The following is a 17,784-nucleotide window of genomic DNA, read 5'->3' on the forward strand; positions in this document are numbered from 1 at the left end:
GCAATAAAGGAATAAAGGGAGAAACCACATGAACACTTTAAAAAATTTCGCAAAAGTTCTTACTGTATGTATGACTTTAGCTTTCGCAGCGAATGCGCAAGCGCAAGTTTGGGGAGAGATCGGCGATCCAGGACAAGGTCACGGCGGCGGATATCCTAACCGCGGTGGTGAATGGCAACAAGTTGATGAAGTTCACTTCACTGACGACAAAACTGCAGTTGCAATTCAAAACTGTAAGAATGCTCGTGCAGCGGATTTCCGTTGTAACGCAACTCGTGACTATCAGTGCAGTCCTTGCTCTGAAATCAAACACTCTGATCACTCAAGCTATGTTGTATATCAACTCGTGAATAACGGTGGCTACTATCCAGGTCCTGGTCGCCCAGGTCCCGGCCCAGTACGTCCAGGTCCAGGTCGTCCGGGACGCCCAGGTCCTGGCCCAGGTTACCCAGGCAACCCTGGTTATGGAACTCCAGAGCGTGAATTCGTTCAAACTTTCCATTTCTATGACAACAAGACAGCTGTAGCGAGACAAAAATGTGAACTTGAGCGCAGCCGTATGGTTGAGTGCCGCGGTGACAGAAACTTCGAGTGCTCTCCGTGCACTATCGAAAGCCACACTGACCACTCTCAATTTGATCTTTACAGAATCGTTTTCCGTCGCTGGTAATCGGTTTAAGAAAGAGAAAAATAAAAAAGCCCGGGTAACACCGGGCTTTTTTTTTATCCTGCTTTTTGTTTTACAGGTGTGACTTTGGCTGAGTTGTCAGCGCTTCTGAGAGTTGCTAAAAGCCACGTTATGTTAAAGATAATTTTTTGCATAAAATTCCCCGCATTATTTACGTGCTAAAAGTTTTTTGGCTCTTTTCAGGGCCTTGTCACAATCTTTTTTAGAGTTGTAAGTAGAGATCACAAACTGACCTTCATCTTCTTGTGGGCAGACGTAGCCTTGCTTGTACTGCACGCATTTATTCGACATCAATGTTGTCGAAATTGGACGGCAGAATTCTTTTTTCTGGATGCTAATCATCTCGTTTTTTGAAGCCATCGAAGAAGTAAAAATCCAAGGTGCTTCAGAAGCCAAAGTTGGAAGACAATAGGCGCTTACTAGAAATGTTAGGGTCAGGAGCTTTGTGTTCATAGGACACAGTTATAAGCTACGGGCGTGAGAAAACCCACTGTCAGTATTCTGACAGGGATTTTCTTCAGACAGAGGCCGCGAGCACCTCTTAAAATCGCAACTGCATAGAGATCATAGGGGTGAGCGTGTTCTCTACCGCCTTGGTATAGAGCTCTGAATCCGCGTAGCCACTGGCTCCCAGGGCATCGATTTTTTCCTGATTTGTGTATGTCAGACTCTTGTAAACTAAGCTTGGACCGATTTCGAAGTAAGAGCCAAGCGCGAAAGTGTATCCAAACGCTAACTGAAATCCCGAAAGCTTACTGTTTTTAATTGTGATATCGCTGACGCTCGCGCCAGCCGTATCGACGTCTTTTCTCTGATTCGATTTTGAGCCAGAGATAAAGTAGGTTGCAAGGACACGCCAGCCATTTGTGACATAACCAAGCGTCGGTCCCATCTCGGATTGACTAGTGGTTTCTTCCAAACCAGAGTCGCCACCGCTAACAGCGGCACGTTTTGTCGATAAGCTGTAGGTATTGTAGGTAACGCCCACCAAATAGTTGCCGCCGAAAGTATAACCTAAAGTAGTACGAAGATCGAAGCCGAGACCTGATTGAGTCGCTACGCCTGGAGCCGTGTTGAAGCAGCAAGTATCGTTCCTGTTCACATATACGGGAACGAAAGTTTCATCTAGGAAGAAACCTCCGCCACCGCGTCCTGAGGCCGACAGTGATTTTTGAGGCACGAAAGTTAAAAGCAGAATTGCGGTGAATAAAAACAACAGTGACCGTTTCATAATGTAACTCCCATTCTGATACATCTCATTTTAGTGGGGCCAAGGTCGAAGACAAGGCCAGGAAATCGTACGAAATTAAGAATGTCGATCGCTGTTCGGTAATTTCGAATGGGCGCCTTATCTCTATGATAATATTTATTAATAGCGATTCAAGTTGGACGTATTAACCGAAGGAACGTTTATGCTCTCATGTGCTCAAAAAACCACTTTGGTGTTTGGTCTAGTTGCGTTTATGACCGTCCTGCCGGCGTGTAAGTTCGATAACAAGCCGTGCGCGACAGAGGTCGAAGAAAGCGTAGCTTTGCAGCCTGTGAAAGGCTCAAACCATCTCTTTATGTCCGTTGAAAAATTAGATTTCCTTTCGGATCGCACAATCGTTTGGGACGATATTGAACTTGAATTGGTTCTTGATGGAAAACAGACAATCACTGAAAACATTCCGCTTTCATTCAATGGTTTCAAATTCAGCCGTAAAGATGGTCGTCGCTCGATGGAGTCGATGGACTACAATAAAAAGAAAAACGTTTCTTCTGGTAAATTCAAACTTCACAAAGTCTATTTAAATGGTGCCGAGCCTTTCCATATGTTCTTGGCACGTATTAAGAAGAACGACGGGGTTTTAAAAGTTCATCTTCATGGTAAGAAGCTTGCCGTTGTTTCTGCGAAAATTACTTTTAAAGGCAAGTCTTATTCGAAGTGCCCAGAGCCTTCACCAACTCCTGGTACGACTCCGACTCCAGAGCCGACTCCAGTTCCAGTAGCTCCAGATACTACTTTGGATTCTGCAGACCCAGCGAAGTCTCCAACATCTTCAACAAGTATTTCGTTCTACTTCTCTAGTAGCACGGAAGGAAACTCTTTCTGGTGTTCTTTGGATGGTGCTGCTGCTGAAATGTGTTCTTCACCATATAGCTATTCAAACTTAGCAAGTGGTACACACAGCTTTAAAGTTTATGCGAAGAGCCCACAGGGACTCGAGGATGCAACTCCAGCTTCTTACTCTTGGAAGGTGGATGCGATCGCACCTACAGTGACTATTACGAACAGCTCATCATTGCCAGAGCTTACAAACTCTCGCGAAATGACATTTGACTTCACGGCTAGCAAGCAGGGATCAACGTTTAAGTGTAGCTTTGACGGAGCTACGGCTGTGGCTTGTTCTTCGCCAATGACTTATAGTGGTTTGGCAGAAGGCGTGCACTTGTTCTCTGTAAATGCTACGGATTCATTAGGTAATGTGGGTAAAGCTCCGGCAACATTCCGCTGGACGGTGGATGCGACAGCTCCAACTGCAAGCTTTATCGATATTTCTCCGATCGATTCAGTGGGGCAATCTACAGATAAGAACTTCGTGTTCAGTGCTGATGAAACATCCACTTTCGAGTGCTCATTTGATAATGGCGCTTATGCTGCGTGCGCATCACCACTAGCGATGAGTGGTTTGAGCGAGGGAAGCCACTTATTGAAAGTTCGTGCGATTGACGCCGCTCAAAATCAAGGTCTTGAAATCAGCTACTCTTGGATTATTGATAGAACGGCTCCTGAAATTGCATTGGGTGTAGTCAGCCCAGCCGCTGGTTTAACAAATGCTAAGAATATCTCTGTCGAGTTTGCTTTGAGCGAAACCGCTGAGAGTTTCTGTAGCTTTGATGGTGCTCAGGCTGAAGCCTGCCAATCTCCGTTTGTTGCTAAAGACTTGAACGAAGGTGAACATACACTTGTGATTTCTGCGGCCGATGCTGCCGGAAACTTAAGTGCACCGAAAGAATTGACTTGGTCGATCGATCTTACAGCTCCGGTTGTAAGCTTCGGCGATATCTTACCTTCGGCGGCTAGCAATATTAACGTGGACCATCTTGAAATGGCGATCAATGCGCCACAAGGAGCTTCGTTATTTGCATCTGTTAATGGTGGTGCGGCAAGCGCTTTCCAAAATCCTTTGAGCCTGCAAGGCTTAGCAGAGGGAAGCTATAGCGTTTCTGTCTATGGCGTAGATGAGGCGGGTAATAGCTCTCCGGCTGTGACTCATCAATTTATCGTGGATCAAACAGCTCCAGTAGCTTCGTTGGCTGCTGAAATTACTATGAGTCCTACGAACTCAGATCGTAATGCATTTGCAATGTCATCAAATGAAGATGGCAGTTTCGAGTGTAACTTGGATAATGCAGGCTTCGCAGCTTGTGAAAGTCCAAGAGAAAATTCTGGTTTGGCAGATGGTATGCATATGATGCAAGTTCGTGCGGTGGACTTGGCAGGCAACATCAGTGCGACTGTTCAGTATAACTGGGTGGTGGATACGAAAGCTCCAGGTACTTCAGTAAATGGTAGCGTGAGCGCAGACCAAGCTAGTGTTAGCCTTAGCTCGGACGAGCCAGATGTGACTTATATGTGTTCTTTGGATGGCGCTCCGATGAGTTCTTGTGGCGCTGTTGTCAGTTATTCTGGTTTGGCACTTGGTTCTCATACCTTTATTGCAAAAGCTGTGGATGCTGCAGGTAACATGGATCCGGTGGGAGCAAGTTATCAGTTTGCGGTGATCAAACCGATCAAGACTATTATTACAAGTGCAACTCCTGGTGAGTCGCCTACTAATAAAGTGACTATGACTGTGACCTTCGAAGCAGACCAGGCAAATGCAACGTTCTTGTGCTCTTTGGATGGCGCTTCCTTCCAAGCGTGTGTATCTCCGAAAGTGTACACAGGAATTGGCGATGGTTCTCATAAGATCACAGTAAAAGCAGTCGATGCGTTCGGAAATATGGATGTAGTGGGTGCTTCTTATTCATGGGTTGTAGATACAACAGCTCCATCAGTAAGCGGGCCAAGCTTCTCTGTAACTACGAATACAATCACAGTTACTTGGACAACGAGTGAGCCTGCGACGTCACAAGTATGGTTTGGTGTTGGCGCTAACATCAATCAAGCGACGGCCGAGTCGAGCACATTGAAGACCAGCCACTCAGTGACACTCACGGGGCTTTCTTCGAATACGACTTACTCGGTTCAAGTTCGTGGCCACGATGCCGTTGGGAACGCCTATACAGGTGTTACTCGCACTGTGAAAACCAACCGCTAAAAGTGTGTGGTACGAAATGGTCCCGCGAAAAAGAGCTCTGAAAAGGGCTCTTTTTTATTTGCGCCGCGTTGGAATTTTTTGATTATTTTGTAAGCATAAGTTCTAATTTGAGTAATGATTCCTATTACTTTCTCTTATCTCACCGCTTCAAACTAATTTGTAATGGATTTGAGGTTCCAAAATGGAACCGCTCGTTCACGACAGGTTTTTTCAGATTTTTAAGTCTGAATTCTTTGACGAAATAAAGAAATAGTTTGCTTGCATCTGGTTCCAATTTGGAATCTGATCGTTAGCCAAGTAAGGATTTCAGTTTGAAGTCCATGGAAATTTGGGGGGGATCATGAAGTTACAAGTAGTATTAGCGGCGTTCATTTCTCTTGTGCTGACAAGCGGAGCGTTTGCAGGGGAGCGTTACCTTGTCGTTTTGAAATCGACACAGTCTTTCAAAACAGCGAGCACCACTTTATCTAATAAAGATAAAGGCTTTTTTAACAGCTTTGGTTTTGGCAACACCTTTTCTAAGGTCAATGCAAACGTTGTCGACAAGCTTGAAAACCTAAACACTTTGGTTGTCAGCGCAGATGCGGCTGAGATCGCAAAGCTTCAAAACAACTCTGAAGTTGCTTTGATTGAAAAAGAAATCTTCCATCCAGCTCCAAAACCAATGAAGGGTTTTGTTGTTAACTCTAAAAACAAATCGGTAATGGCTTCTGCAACAGCGGCTCCAGGAAAACCTTGGGGTATCGATGCTGTAAAAGCTCCTGAGGCTTGGAAAGCTTCTGGAAATAAAGGTTCTGGCACTCGCGTTCTTGTGTTGGACACAGGTATCGATGCTGAACATCCATCTTTGAAAGCTAACTTTGAAAAAGGTCAAGACTTCACAGGTGCAAGCAATGGCAGCGACTTCTCTGATAATATGGGTCACGGAACTCACGTTTCTGGAACTATCGCAGGTATCGAAGATGCTGCTGGTTTCACAGGTGTTGCTCCTGAAGCAAAGGTTTTGATGGGCCGTGTTTGTTCTTCTGCAGGTTGCAGCAACATCGCGATCGCTCAAGGTATCAACTGGGGTGTCACTGAGAACGTAGATGTAATCTCTATGTCTTTGGGTGGTATGTGGAGTACTCCTGCTGAAAGAGCAGCGATCGACGCCGCTGACCAAGCTGGTATCACTGTTGTAGCCGCTTCTGGTAACAACGGTTCTGGTGTAGTTAGCTACCCAGCAGCTTTGCCAACTGTTATCGCAGTAGGCGCTATCAACAATAAACTTGAAAAAGCAGACTTCTCTCAATTCGGACCAGAGCTTGCAATCGTTGCTCCTGGTGTTGCGGTTGTTTCTACAGTTCCAATGGGTTCTGGCCGCGAATCTGAAGTTTATGTAACGACTAAAAACGTAGCTAAAAAAGTTGAAAGCAAATCTTTCCAAGGCGCTAAAGAATCAAGCATGGCGGTAGACACTGAGCTTGTTTACGCTGGTCTTGGTAAGCCAGAAGATTTCGTTGGTCGCGATTTCACTGGTAAGTACGCTTTGATTTCTCGTGGCGAGATCACTTTCGGAGACAAAGTTAAAAATGCTTTGGCTGCAAAAGCTGCTGGCGTGATTATCTACAACAACGCTCCTGGTTTGATCAGCGGTGCAATCACTCAAGACGGCACTACTTTGGAAATCTTCGCAGCGATGGTTGAACAAACTGTTGGTGAAGAGTTGAAAGCTGAATTGGACGCTGGCATGCCTGCGACTGCTTCTATCATGACTTTGAAAACAGACTACGCAGCGTTTGACGGAACATCTATGGCAACTCCACACGTTGCTGGTGTTGTAGCTCTTGTAAAAGGTGCTAACAAAGCTTTGAAACCAACAGAAGTAAAAGCGATCCTTCAAAAAACAGCTCAGTCTTTGTTGGGTTCAAATGCCAACAACGAATTGGGTGCTGGTCTTGTTAATGCTGAAGCGGCTGTCAACGCAGCTTTGGGCAAATAAGAAGAAATTAAGAAAAAGCAAAAATGAAAAGGGTCCCAATGGGGCCCTTTTTTTATTTTAGATCTACGTCGTATCCTTTTTTCTTCACGCTCTTGTGTCGGCGTGAATCCACCCGGCAAGATAGAGGAATGACTCATTTGCCGCAGATCATTCAAGATTTGGCGCTTATTCTGGTTGTTGCCGCAGTCGTGAGTTTGATTTTTAAAAAACTCAAGCAGCCGGTGGTGTTGGGCTATCTTGTGGCCGGCATGTTGGTGGGGCCTCATCAACCTTACTTTCCCTCGGTCATAGATCACGCAGGTATTAGTATTTGGGCTGAGATTGGCGTCATCTTTTTGCTTTTTGCCATTGGCTTAGAGTTCAGTTTCCGCAAATTGATGAGTGTCGGGGCCTCTGCTGGCATCACTGCCGTGTTTCAGATCAGTGTAATGGTATTTTTGGGGTTCGTTGCAGGGCAAGTTTCTGGGTGGGATTGGATGAGCAGTCTGTTTCTTGGCGCTGTGATTTCGATTTCCTCTACTACAATCTTAGTGAAAACATTTGATGAGTTAGGGCTTAAAGGACGGCGATTTGTCAGTCTTGTTGTTGGTATTTTGATTTTTGAGGACTTGGCCGCGGTTCTGATGATGGTGCTGCTTTCAACCTTGGCGATTAGTCGCGAGTTTCAGGGGATTCAGCTGATTGAGCAGTTCTCGCGGTTGATTTTCTTTTTGTGTTTGTGGTTCATGGTAGGGGTTTTTGTTCTTCCGAATCTTGTGAAACGAATCCGTTTTCTATTAAATCCTGAAGCGACTGTGATTGTCTCGTTGGGGCTTTGTTTTCTAATGGTGGTGCTAGCGACGAAGGCGGGGTTCTCTCCGGCGCTGGGGGCGTTTATTATGGGCTCTTTGCTTGCTGAAACTAGTGAAGGCGAAAGAATTGAACATGTCACTCGTTCGGTAAAGGATTTATTCTCTGCTATCTTTTTTGTGTCAGTAGGCATGTTAATTGATCCGCTAGTTTTAGTCGATCATTGGGAGCTTGTGCTTCTGTTTAGTTTAGTGGTGGTCTTAGGAAAGGTCTTCAGCGTGACCTTTGGTTCGTTGATTTCGGGGCAAAATCTAAAAACGTCGATTCAAACAGGCTTAAGCCTTGCGCAAATCGGAGAGTTTTCCTACATCATCGCCGGGCTTGGGTTGTCACTGAAAGTGACTAATGAGCTTTTGTATCCCTTGGCGGTTGCAATATCGATCGTCACGGCTTTTATCACTCCTTACATGGTGAAAGGTGCTGACGGGATCTATTCTGTTCTAGAAAAGTTTATGCCAGTTAAGGTGCGAAAGGCCTTAGATTCCTACAGTCTTTTGCCCACGAGTGGATCGATGACCACGCGACGCGAGTACTTAAAAAACTTCAGTCTTAAAATGCTTCTAAATACTGTGATTATTATCGCGATCTTTTTGTCGATATCTCAAGGTGTGAGGCCCTGGTTGCAAGAGAAAATGGGAGGCGAAGTTCTTCGCGTTTCTTTTGGGATTTCGGTGACGTTGTTTTTGTCGGCTCCATTTTTTTGGGCTCTGGTATTTAGCAAAGTAGAGGGCTATTCGTTTTCAATGATTTGGAAAAACCGTGGAGCTCGGTCTTCGATTTTGTTTTTGTCATTGTTCCGTATTGTTTGGGGCGTGATTCTGCTGGTGGCACTGATTACTCAATTTATTCCTCAATTCTTTTATGCGGTACTTGTGCTCTTGGCTGTCACTATCTGTATGTTTTTGTTTTACAGCGTGCTTGAAAAACTTTATGGCTCTATCGAAAGCCGATTTTTAATTAATTTACACCGAAAAGGTATCGAGGAAAAAGAACAGCAGTTGAAAAAAGCGCAAGACACCGAGATGCCGCCACTGGCACCTTGGGACGCACATCTGGTTGAGTTTGAAGTACCCCAAGATGCAAATTATGTTGGCAGTCCCTTGGAAAGCCTGTCCATTCGTGAAAAGTACGGCGTTACCATTGCCTTAATCCGCCGAGGGGGACGACGAATCACCGCGCCTGGTAGGAACGAGATGTTGATGCCTCTCGATCATATTTTTGTAATTGGCACCGATGAGCAGCTTTTGAAGTTTAAAAAATTCTTGGATTTCGAAAAAGCTCTTGTGGATATTTCGGGTGTGAACAGGGACTACAGTCTTGAGCAATATCTTGTGACGGAAAAGTCTCCGTTTGTTGGTAAGACGATTCGTCTTTCGGGGCTGCGGGAAGCTACCAAAGGCATCGTGGTCGGAATAGAACGACAAGGAAAACGGATTCTAAACCCGGATTCAGCGCTTATCATTGAAACCGGGGATCTGTTATGGATCGTAGGCGATCGTCGTCTAATCCGTACTCTTGAGCTTTAGATCTTCCAACGAATCAAAAACTTGGCAAGTTTGATCTTCCACGGAGTATACGGAGGATAGATCAAATTTAACAAGCGACCCAGCGCGGATTGTTTAAGAACGGATTTCGAGTGCGAAAACGTTTTGAAACCATAATGGCCATGGTAATTACCCAAACCGCTTTCACCCACGCCACCAAACGGAAGGTTGTGATTGGCAAAATGAATGACAGAATCATTCACACAAACCCCACCTGCCGTGGTCGCCGCCAAAAGGCGATCGACATTAGCTTTGTTTTTGCTAAAAATATAGAAAGACAACGGCTTTGGACGAGCATTCACAAACTCAATGGTCTCGTTCAAGTTATTGAATTTAAGTACGGGCAAGAGGGGACCAAAGATTTCTTCCAACATCACTTGAGTAGTCACTGGTACTTGATCGATCACTGTTGGTGACAGGGTGTTCTTTTGAAAGTCAAACTGTCCACCATACACAAGTTTTGCTCCAGCCGAGAGTGCCTCATTAAAAAGACTGCTGAGTCTTTGTAAGTGACGGCTTGAAATCACTCGCGCCAAATCTTTGGCTGGGTCTTTGTAAAGGACTTCCAGCTGATGTTTCAATTTTTCCATGAAAACACCGTAGATTTCGGAATCAACAAAAAGATAATCCGGAGCCAGGCAAGTTTGACCAGCGTTGACGAATTTGCCCCACGCAATTTTCTGCGCAGTCCAATCTAAATCCGCCGAAGAATCAATAATCGCCGGAGATTTTCCACCAAGCTCTAGCGTGACATCGCTAAGATGTTCGCTGGCAGCTTTCATGACAATCTTTCCAACCTGAGTGCTGCCAGTGAAGAAGATGTGATCAAAAGGCAGACTTAAAAGTTTCGTGGAAATATCTTTGTCGCCTTGAGCCACCAAAACGTGGTTCGGAGCAAAAATACTTGAAAGCATGTCTTCCATCAGCTGACTGGTTTTAGGCGTCAGTTCTGAAGGTTTTAAAATTACGCAATTGCCGGCAGCGAGGGCCGCCACCACAGGAATCATTGCCAAGTTGAAAGGGTAGTTCCAAGGGGCGATAATTAACACCACACCTTTGGGCTCATAGTAGATAGCGTTTTTAGTGCCAACCAGTAGTAACGGCGGAGAAACCTTTTGTGGACGAGCCCACTTTTTCAGGTTCTTCATGGCGTAGTGGATTTCCTGAAGGACAGGGTAGATTTCTGTCATCAGAACTTCCATTTCGGGTTTGCCGAAATCCTCGCTCATCGCTTGGCAAATCTGGTCTTGGTGGGACTCGATCCAGAGCGAGAGTTTTTTTAGGCCTTCCACACGCTCGTGAAGGGGTGCAGTACGCAAGTTCCAACTATTCTTTCTTTGAGACTCAAAAAGCTGTTCGATTGTCATAGAGGAGAGGCTATCAAAGTTTTAGCGAATCGGCAAAAGGCATTCTTGTTAAGATCGTTCCGGTTTATTCCGATAAGGGACTATGGTGTTCGTACGACTTCTTGCTAAAAGTCTCATTATGATACTTGCAGTTTCAGCCCTGTTTGGGTGTTCGAACGCTATTCCAACGGTGGAAAGTCTTAGTACCATCGCAGATCCCAAAGAAGTTCCAGCTAAGGACCCGCGTAATTTCGCTCAGATCAACGCTGGCTCTGCGAAAGAGACTGTCGGGGCCTATAAGGGCAATGTCCGTATCAGTCAGTCTTTAGGCGATATGCAAGCTACCAGTAACGGCGGCTATAAGCTTAAAGGCACCGTGACTTTGCAAAGATAAAATTCTATAGTCCTAGGCATGGCAAAAATCTCTCATATTTTGGTGACACATGAATACGAAGCCGAGGACGTGTTGCGTCTTCTGAAGCAAGGCAAAAGCTTTGAAGAGTTGGCCGTGCGTTTTTCAAAATGCCCTTCGGCAAAAGACGGTGGGGACCTTGGCGATCTAAAGTCAGGTCGTGCGGATGAGGATTTTGAAGACGCTGCCTTTGCACTTAAGCCAGGTGAGATGAGCGCCAAACCGGTTCGCACCAAGTTCGGCTACCACATAATTCTTAGACGCAGCTAAATCTATCCTTTAATAAAAGGTAAAAGATCGCGACGGTGATTTCCCGGCAAGTAGTTGTGTGCCGAAGTCATTGATCCGTACACGCCAAATCCCTGCACTGTCCCGGTCTCGTAATCGACGGGTTGTAAACCCATGGATTGCAAGATGGTGATCAAGAGTTGATTATACGGACGTCCTTTTTTATAGGCGCTCTCGTCACCACCTACAGGGCGTCGGAGAGTTCCATAAGAAGGTCCATAGTCAATGTAACGACCGGTTTTGAAGAATCCGCCGGCACTGCCAGCAAGAAGTACCGGCATGTTCACAGAATTATGAGCGTTGGTGTTTTTAGTTGTGCCTTGGTCGTTACCCCACATCACAAGTGAGTTATCCAAGTAAGTCATTCCCGTATTTGGATCTTCGACAACATCGAGGCGTTTTAAAAACCTTGAAACGCGCTCGCCGAACCAGCGATTTAAAGCAAGCTTCATCGCACGAAGTTCATCCGTGCCTGCGTGATTGATGTCATCATGAAAACGGACCGACCCTGTAATCCCAGGAATGAAATTCACAGAGCCATCAAAATAGTCATACACATGCATCATCAGAGTCGCGACTTGAATCTTGCCGCATTTAATGCCGACTTCAATCACATCAAACATCTGGTCGATAACAACCTGATAGTCAGCGTTGTTAGAAGATTTCACCGGAGAGCTTGTTGGTCCCGTAGGACTTGTGCAAGTCATCTGCGGAGCTGCCACCAGATTGCTTTGCAGCTTCTTTTCGACGTCTGAAATCAAAGCCATATGTTGCTCGAGGCGCTGCAAATCTACCTTAGAAAGATTTTTGTTTTGTTTGAGAGCCTGATACTCTTTAAAAACTTTATCGACGACAAGCAGATCCCGGCGGGTCATCTTGTTGGGGTCTGCAGGGGGGGCTCCTCCGCCAGTCGTGGTGCCAAATAGACTTTGGAAAACCGAAGACGGGTTGAACTGCCCAGGGCTGTACTGGCCATTGGCCACACTCACATGAGAAGCTCCGTTGTAGTTTCCATCAGAGACCGAGCGAACATACAAATTCAACGGAGAACCATTATAAAGCTTTCTTGCCAAAATCTGATCAACACTGTTTTGAGCCTCACTCAAAACTCCGCCGGTTAACATGCACTCGGCATTGTGATTCGGTGTTGGCGATGTTGGATCTAGACGAGAAAGAATGAGCAACTTAGAGCGAAGGCTATCAAAAGATGAAGCGAGGATTGGCGACATCAAATCCGGAATTGCAGAGAGCGCAACTTCACGAGTATAGGTGTCTTTTTCAGTAAATGTAAACTTCGCAGGGTCTGGCAGCCATTGCTCGACGGCTTGGCAGTGACCGCTATGAACAGCGATGAAGCGTTTTGGACTCGGCATCGCCGTTTGTGCTTCAGCCCTAGATAAAAGAGAAGGAAGTAGCGGTAGCGCCAGGCTGACAGAGCCCGTACCTTTTAAAAACTGACGTCGCGAGATATTTTTTTTCATGACGACTCTTCCTTCTTACTGAGTTCCGCGCTTGCGCAAGCGGAAGTGCGGATCAAATGCCGGAGACTTAATCATATTCAGCAGAGTTCCTGGTTTATCACCACTGGCGCTGACTTTGTCTGGATTTGTGAGCTGCGTGTAGCTGGTGTTCAAGGAACAGCTATCCGCGATTGTTGTTGCGCGACCTTGGTTATAGGTGGCCCATTGTTTCACCATACAAGCAGGACCTTTAGAGCTATTGGCTATTGCGTGCGCCATCTCTTTAAGGCCATTAACCTCGGGCTCGTTGGTGCTTTCGATATTTGGCTTCACGCGCGCATTTACTTGATGAGTCGCAAGGACGTTTCCGTTAGCGTCAAAAATCGATTCGACAGTGCGATACTTGCCAAAAGAGTTGTAGTTCTCCATCACAAAGCCCATTGGATTGATGAGTGCATGGCAGGCCTGACAACGGATCGGGCTTGTGCGTGTTTCAATTTGTTGTCGTTGTGACATCTTCGGATCTGGAGTCGGTGCCGTGAACAGTTCTTTTTCGTTCTCGGCGATGACTGGCAAAGAAATAGAGTCGCAAAGAATATTTCTTCGTACGGCAAGACCGCGATGAACTAGGCTGTTGTTGTTTGTCGGACTTAACATAAAACCTGTGCGGCTCATCACACCAGAGCGCTCTACATCTGACAAAGTTGATGTCGACGTGGCGCCATAAATAGATGTCAGAGCTTGGCCTTTGATGAAGTTAACTGGCGAAGTTAGTAGGTCTTTGTAAGTTCCTTGCGTCTGGTATGTGAAATAGTTGGTGAAGTCGACAATTTCTTGAGTCGCTTCCGGAACGATTTGATCGCGTGGAATATTGCCAAGGAACCATGCGGAATGAGCAGGTGCCGGCATGCGGTTGGTGCCCAACCACTGCGCATAGAACTCGCGAATGTGTTCGCGGGATTCTGCAGTGCCGAAAATGCGATTTACAACAGTTTGATAGCCGGCATCAGTTTTCAACTTTCCAGTGGCAACTTCGGTCAGCAAAGTAAAGTCGGGCCCGCGCCCTGTCGCAAGGAAAGCGATTCTTGAAGCTAGCTCGTATTCATTCAGTGTAAGCAGGTCGGTACGGTTTGGTATTGGAGAGCCCGCAAGCTCTACTTTGTAGATGAAATGCGGGGATTGCAACATGGTCATCGTGACTACTTCAAGACCGGCGCTGACGCTGCCACCGAATTCAGAGCTGTAGATTTCTTTATAAGTCGTTTTTTCAGCGGCAGTTAGTGGACGGCGATAGACTTGTGTTGCAAATCCATTAAAGAAGTTGTTCCAACAAGTGTCGGTCATTCCTTGAGTGTAAGTACAGTTCAAAACGCCTTGGAGCCATTGCGCGTTTGTGCTTAAGCGAGGCGCCAACGCTTTTGCAATAGCCATGTAGGCAGCAATATGAGACGCCGACATTGACGGGTCTGTAGAATCAAAAACCTCTGACACGATGTCTGGTGGCAGAAGATCTATTTGTGCCTGAAGATCTGCCAGGTTCACTCTATTTTGAGTGAGCATTTTCAAAGTTTGCAAATACTCGCGACGTGAAAGACGGCGTAAATCTCGGATACCTGGATCAGATCCTGGCTCGCAAGGGAAGAAGTTGGCCGCAGGGCCAGGAGTAGGCGTCGGCGTTACCGTAGGAGTTGGAGTCAGCGTAGCTGTCGGTGTTGGTGCAGGCGTTGAACCCGGTGATGGTGTCGGAGTCGGAGCAGGTGTCGCCGTTGGTGTTGGTGTAGGCGCCTGAGTCGGTGTTGGTGAAGCTCCCGGTGAACGGTCATTTCCCATGTTTAGTGCGATGGCGATCAGTTCGACTTCGCGATCTGAAAGAGCTTGAAACGCAAACATTTGTGAAACGCGTGTTGTGGCATTACGAATGTCCAAGGCGGTTTTTCCGACAAGAGCCGTGTTTTGATAATCACCATGGCAACCACTGCAATTGGTTTGGTAGAGGGCTTTCCCTTGAACGACGTCGTTATTTTCAGGAACATAGTCGGGTTGATTGCCCGCACTAGAACCAAGATTCATTTCACCAGAGGTTTCACTGACGAAGCCGCGTCCGCAGTTTTGAAACGCGAGCGGAAGCACGCCTAAAATGACAATAGCGACAAATGCCACAAGTGCCCGTTGCAATCCATCCCCCTTGCAAAGCCCCTTTGAGTGCGGACAAAATCAGTATGCCATTTGGAATCGGTTTAAACTGAAAAAGATAGAGAGAGATTCCGAGATTGAGACGCTTCTGCAGAAGAAACTGTTGCCAGAGAAAAGGGCAATAAAGCAGTGGGTTTCAGAGGGAACAAGGAGCTACTTCAAAATTAACTGAGAGTTTTCTAGCGTCAAAACTTTGTTAGCAAAGTGCTGAGCTTGCTCAGCGCGGTGGCTGATCAAGACCAAGCTTCGTTGTGGTTTCGCGCTCACCCATGTCGTTAGAAACTCTTCCACTTTTTGGGCACGTTGTGGGTCCAGGGCAGCCGTGATTTCATCCAGAAATAAAACATGTGGATCCAATTGCAGGCTTCTAAGAAGGTGCACAATCTGACCTTCGCCACCGGATAAGGTCATGGCATTCTTCTGCAAAATATCTTCACTCATTCCAAGTTCGCTGAGGCTTTGAGAAACAAATTGGGGGTTGTAGTGTTCACCTTGATGTTTTTTGAACTGATAAGGCAATTGGAGATTCTCTAAGGCTGTCCCTGGAACAAAGAAGGCTTTCTGAGGAACATATTGGGTGAAGTTTTCAGTAACAGGAGTAAGCTCTAGACCATTTTGTATTTTTAGATTGTCGCGTACTGAAGAGACATCCAAGCCTACCAAGGATTTCAGAAGGCGGCTCTTGCCCACACCAGAAGGTCCTTGCAGAAGAACGCGATCGCCAGCATTGAAATTAAACCCAAGGCTTGCGTGTTTTGGTAAAAGCCAGCTTGGCATCATGAAGTAGTGATTGATGAAAACTGCCAGCAACGAGCCCGTCATTGCCGTGAAACAAACCAAGAACATCACCAAGATCTGAAAACGGGCAGCGATTAGAGGATCGACACCGCCAATGAGTTGCCCAGCCATGACACCCGGCAAACTGACGATACCAACGACCGTCATTCCGTTAATGATCGGAGTCAAAGCACTGCGAAGGACTTCGTTGTAAAGTCTGTGACAAGCCTCAAATGGAGTTGCGCCGAGGGCTTTGAAAGTTTCAATCTCAAGTAGGTTTTCTTTGCGAGCCCGTTCAAGACCAACGAAGCTTAAAGAAATCGAAGAAAGCGCATTCCCCATCAACACACCAATAAATGGAATGAAGAAAAGACTTTCTTGAAAAGCTGCACCACCAAAGAAAAGCTCGATCGAAACCAGTCCCAAAGGCCAAACGCTACCGAAAAGGGCTGCCACACTGGCAAAATAGATTTTCCAAGTTTTGTCTTTAAGTCGCGAATGAATAGCTTGTGCCGCCACCAAGGTCATTACAAGAAGGACTAAAAGATTGCTTGCCAAAGAATCGACATGCAAAAGCCAGCGCAGGATATAACCAACCGCGATCAGCTGAAAAGTCGTTCTGATTGAAGCAATGAAAATATCTTTTCCTAAGTTCAATTTGAAAAAGCGAGAAATGCCAATAGCGAACAGGATCAGAAGCGAAGCTCCTGCGATTTGCAGATTGCCAAAGTGTTGCGAAAAAAGTGCGGCATTATTCATAGCGCACGAAGATTTTCTGCAGTTGCAGGCCTTTGGACGCCTTAAAGTAAATAATTTCCGAGCTCGGTGCGAGTTCTTCAACGTACGGTTTTGCATCTGCCGATGTCATGAAGTGTTTTACTTGCCCAGAAAAAAGCTGTGCCTGAGCCGTTTTAAGGGTGGCTTGGGTTTCTTCACCAATTAAAACCAAATTGAAGTTTTTCTGTGGGAAGGTTTTCAGGATAAAATTCCCAAGCTCTTCGTGAGCTCTTTGAGTGTATTCGCCAAGCTCTAGCATGGAACCTAAGACCAAAAGTAGTTTTCTGCTGCCTGCGATGCTCGCAAGATACTGAAGACCTTCCTTCATGCTTTCGGGGCTGGCATTAAACGCGTCATCAATAGCCGGGCGACCCAGCCACTTGAATCTTTGAAAGCGGCGTTCAACACCTTTGAAGTTTTCAAGACCCGTGACGATATCATTGATTGGAAGACCCAAAGCAAATGCCGTCGCAAAGGCAGCAGCCATGTTCAGAGCCTTTTGCGGACCACCGTAATTACATGGAACCCAGAACGCATCACTTTTAAAGCGCACAGAAATGCCATCCTCGGTTTCTGCAAGAATTTGTAAATCATTGTGTGGAAGAAAACCAAAGCTCAAAAGTTTTTTGTTCTGGGTGTGGGCCTTTTGCAGGATACGGATGTCATCGCCAAAGAAAACCAAAATCTCAGTGCTGGAAAATTCCAAAGCCGAGAGCTTTTCTTGTGTGAGGTTTTCAAGCGAACCAAATTCTCCGGCATGGGCTGTGCCCACATTCAAAAGCGTCACTACTTGCGGGGCTACGTAAGAAAATGGAGTTTGAAAATCTCCCATACGACGAGCGCCAATTTCGAAAGTGGCAAAGGTAGTTTCCACAGGCAAACGCAGAATTTGTAACGCCAGAGCTAATTTTGTATTTTGGTTGGCCGGAGAAATATAAGTTGGCTGAGATTTTTTAGCGGACCAAGTTTTTAAAATACTTCCCAACATCTCTTTGACGGTGGTTTTGCCATTGCTGCCGGTGATGGCGGCAATGCGGGTAGGGAGTTCTGGACGGCGACGAAGAGCCGCGCCAAAAAGAAATTCGCGTAAGTTTAGAGAGGGCTCGTAAGGAGCCCCTGTTTTTGGCTTTGCGCTGAGAAGGTCAAAAGCCAATCTTTGCAT

The 17,784-nt window shown here is 46.1% G+C and carries 13 protein-coding genes; 6 read left to right on the plus strand and 7 right to left on the minus strand.

The window, feature by feature from the left end; all coding sequences use genetic code 11:
- Positions 1-28 precede the first annotated feature (28 nt).
- Positions 29-670, plus strand: a complete 642-nt coding sequence (locus ACLWBB_RS08255) for a hypothetical protein (RefSeq protein WP_413291148.1) — start codon at positions 29-31, stop codon at positions 668-670.
- A 165-nt stretch (positions 671-835) separates the two neighbouring features.
- On the opposite strand, the gene ACLWBB_RS08260 is transcribed toward ACLWBB_RS08255, so the two are convergent.
- A complete protein-coding gene (locus tag ACLWBB_RS08260) occupies positions 836-1,141 on the minus strand; it encodes a hypothetical protein (RefSeq protein WP_413291149.1) in 306 nt (101 codons plus the stop codon).
- An 88-nt stretch (positions 1,142-1,229) separates the two neighbouring features.
- Positions 1,230-1,919, minus strand: a complete 690-nt coding sequence (locus tag ACLWBB_RS08265; RefSeq protein WP_413291150.1) for a hypothetical protein — start codon at positions 1,917-1,919, stop codon at positions 1,230-1,232.
- Between the two features lie 232 nt (positions 1,920-2,151).
- Between ACLWBB_RS08265 and ACLWBB_RS08270 the strand changes: the two genes are divergently transcribed.
- The 3 genes from ACLWBB_RS08270 to ACLWBB_RS08280 all read left to right on the plus strand — a co-directional run bounded on the left by ACLWBB_RS08270 (position 2,152) and on the right by ACLWBB_RS08280 (position 9,351).
- The gene (locus ACLWBB_RS08270; protein ID WP_413291151.1) at positions 2,152-4,995 is read left to right on the plus strand and encodes a fibronectin type III domain-containing protein; all 2,844 of its coding nucleotides are present in this window, start codon (positions 2,152-2,154) and stop codon (positions 4,993-4,995) included.
- Positions 4,996-5,335: 340 nt separating this feature from the next.
- Positions 5,336-6,976 (plus strand): S8 family serine peptidase, encoded by a 1,641-nt coding sequence (locus tag ACLWBB_RS08275; RefSeq protein WP_413291152.1) that lies wholly within the window; start codon positions 5,336-5,338, stop codon positions 6,974-6,976.
- Between the two features lie 128 nt (positions 6,977-7,104).
- Complete coding sequence (locus ACLWBB_RS08280) at positions 7,105-9,351, plus strand: cation:proton antiporter (RefSeq protein WP_413291153.1); 2,247 nt, start codon at positions 7,105-7,107, stop codon at positions 9,349-9,351.
- Here ACLWBB_RS08280 and ACLWBB_RS08285 read toward each other — a convergent pair.
- Positions 9,348-10,736 (minus strand): aldehyde dehydrogenase family protein, encoded by a 1,389-nt coding sequence (locus tag ACLWBB_RS08285; RefSeq protein WP_413291154.1) that lies wholly within the window; start codon positions 10,734-10,736, stop codon positions 9,348-9,350. The two genes, ACLWBB_RS08280 and ACLWBB_RS08285, sit on opposite strands and share 4 nt — an antisense overlap.
- Before the next feature lie 118 nt (positions 10,737-10,854).
- Here ACLWBB_RS08285 and ACLWBB_RS08290 point away from each other — a divergent pair, with 118 nt between their 5' ends.
- Together ACLWBB_RS08290 and ACLWBB_RS08295 are read left to right on the plus strand one after the other, a co-directional pair.
- Positions 10,855-11,109: a hypothetical protein gene (locus ACLWBB_RS08290; RefSeq protein WP_413291155.1), complete on the plus strand. Its 255-nt coding sequence runs from the start codon at positions 10,855-10,857 to the stop codon at positions 11,107-11,109.
- Between the two features lie 18 nt (positions 11,110-11,127).
- Entirely contained in the window at positions 11,128-11,397 is a 270-nt protein-coding gene (locus ACLWBB_RS08295) for a peptidylprolyl isomerase (RefSeq protein WP_413291156.1), read from the plus strand.
- A 2-nt stretch (positions 11,398-11,399) separates the two neighbouring features.
- Here ACLWBB_RS08295 and ACLWBB_RS08300 read toward each other — a convergent pair whose 3' ends face one another.
- The 4 genes from ACLWBB_RS08300 to ACLWBB_RS08315 form a co-directional block, all read right to left on the minus strand.
- On the minus strand, positions 11,400-12,896 hold the full coding sequence (locus tag ACLWBB_RS08300) for a DUF1552 domain-containing protein (RefSeq protein ID WP_413291157.1): 1,497 nt from the start codon (positions 12,894-12,896) through the stop codon (positions 11,400-11,402).
- A 15-nt stretch (positions 12,897-12,911) separates the two neighbouring features.
- The gene (locus ACLWBB_RS08305; protein WP_413291158.1) at positions 12,912-15,050 is read right to left on the minus strand and encodes a DUF1588 domain-containing protein; all 2,139 of its coding nucleotides are present in this window, start codon (positions 15,048-15,050) and stop codon (positions 12,912-12,914) included.
- 171 nt (positions 15,051-15,221) lie between these two features.
- Positions 15,222-16,604 carry an ABC transporter permease gene (locus ACLWBB_RS08310; protein WP_413291159.1) on the minus strand — a complete coding sequence of 461 codons (1,383 nt, stop codon included), beginning with the start codon at positions 16,602-16,604 and terminating at the stop codon, positions 15,222-15,224.
- Complete coding sequence (locus tag ACLWBB_RS08315) at positions 16,597-17,784, minus strand: Mur ligase family protein (RefSeq protein WP_413291160.1); 1,188 nt, start codon at positions 17,782-17,784, stop codon at positions 16,597-16,599. The genes ACLWBB_RS08310 and ACLWBB_RS08315 overlap by 8 nt, the downstream gene beginning before the upstream one ends.

It is taken from the genome of Bdellovibrio sp. HCB337 (assembly GCF_047302465.1).
In the GTDB taxonomy this organism is placed as follows: Bacteria; Bdellovibrionota; Bdellovibrionia; order Bdellovibrionales; family Bdellovibrionaceae; genus JACMRP01.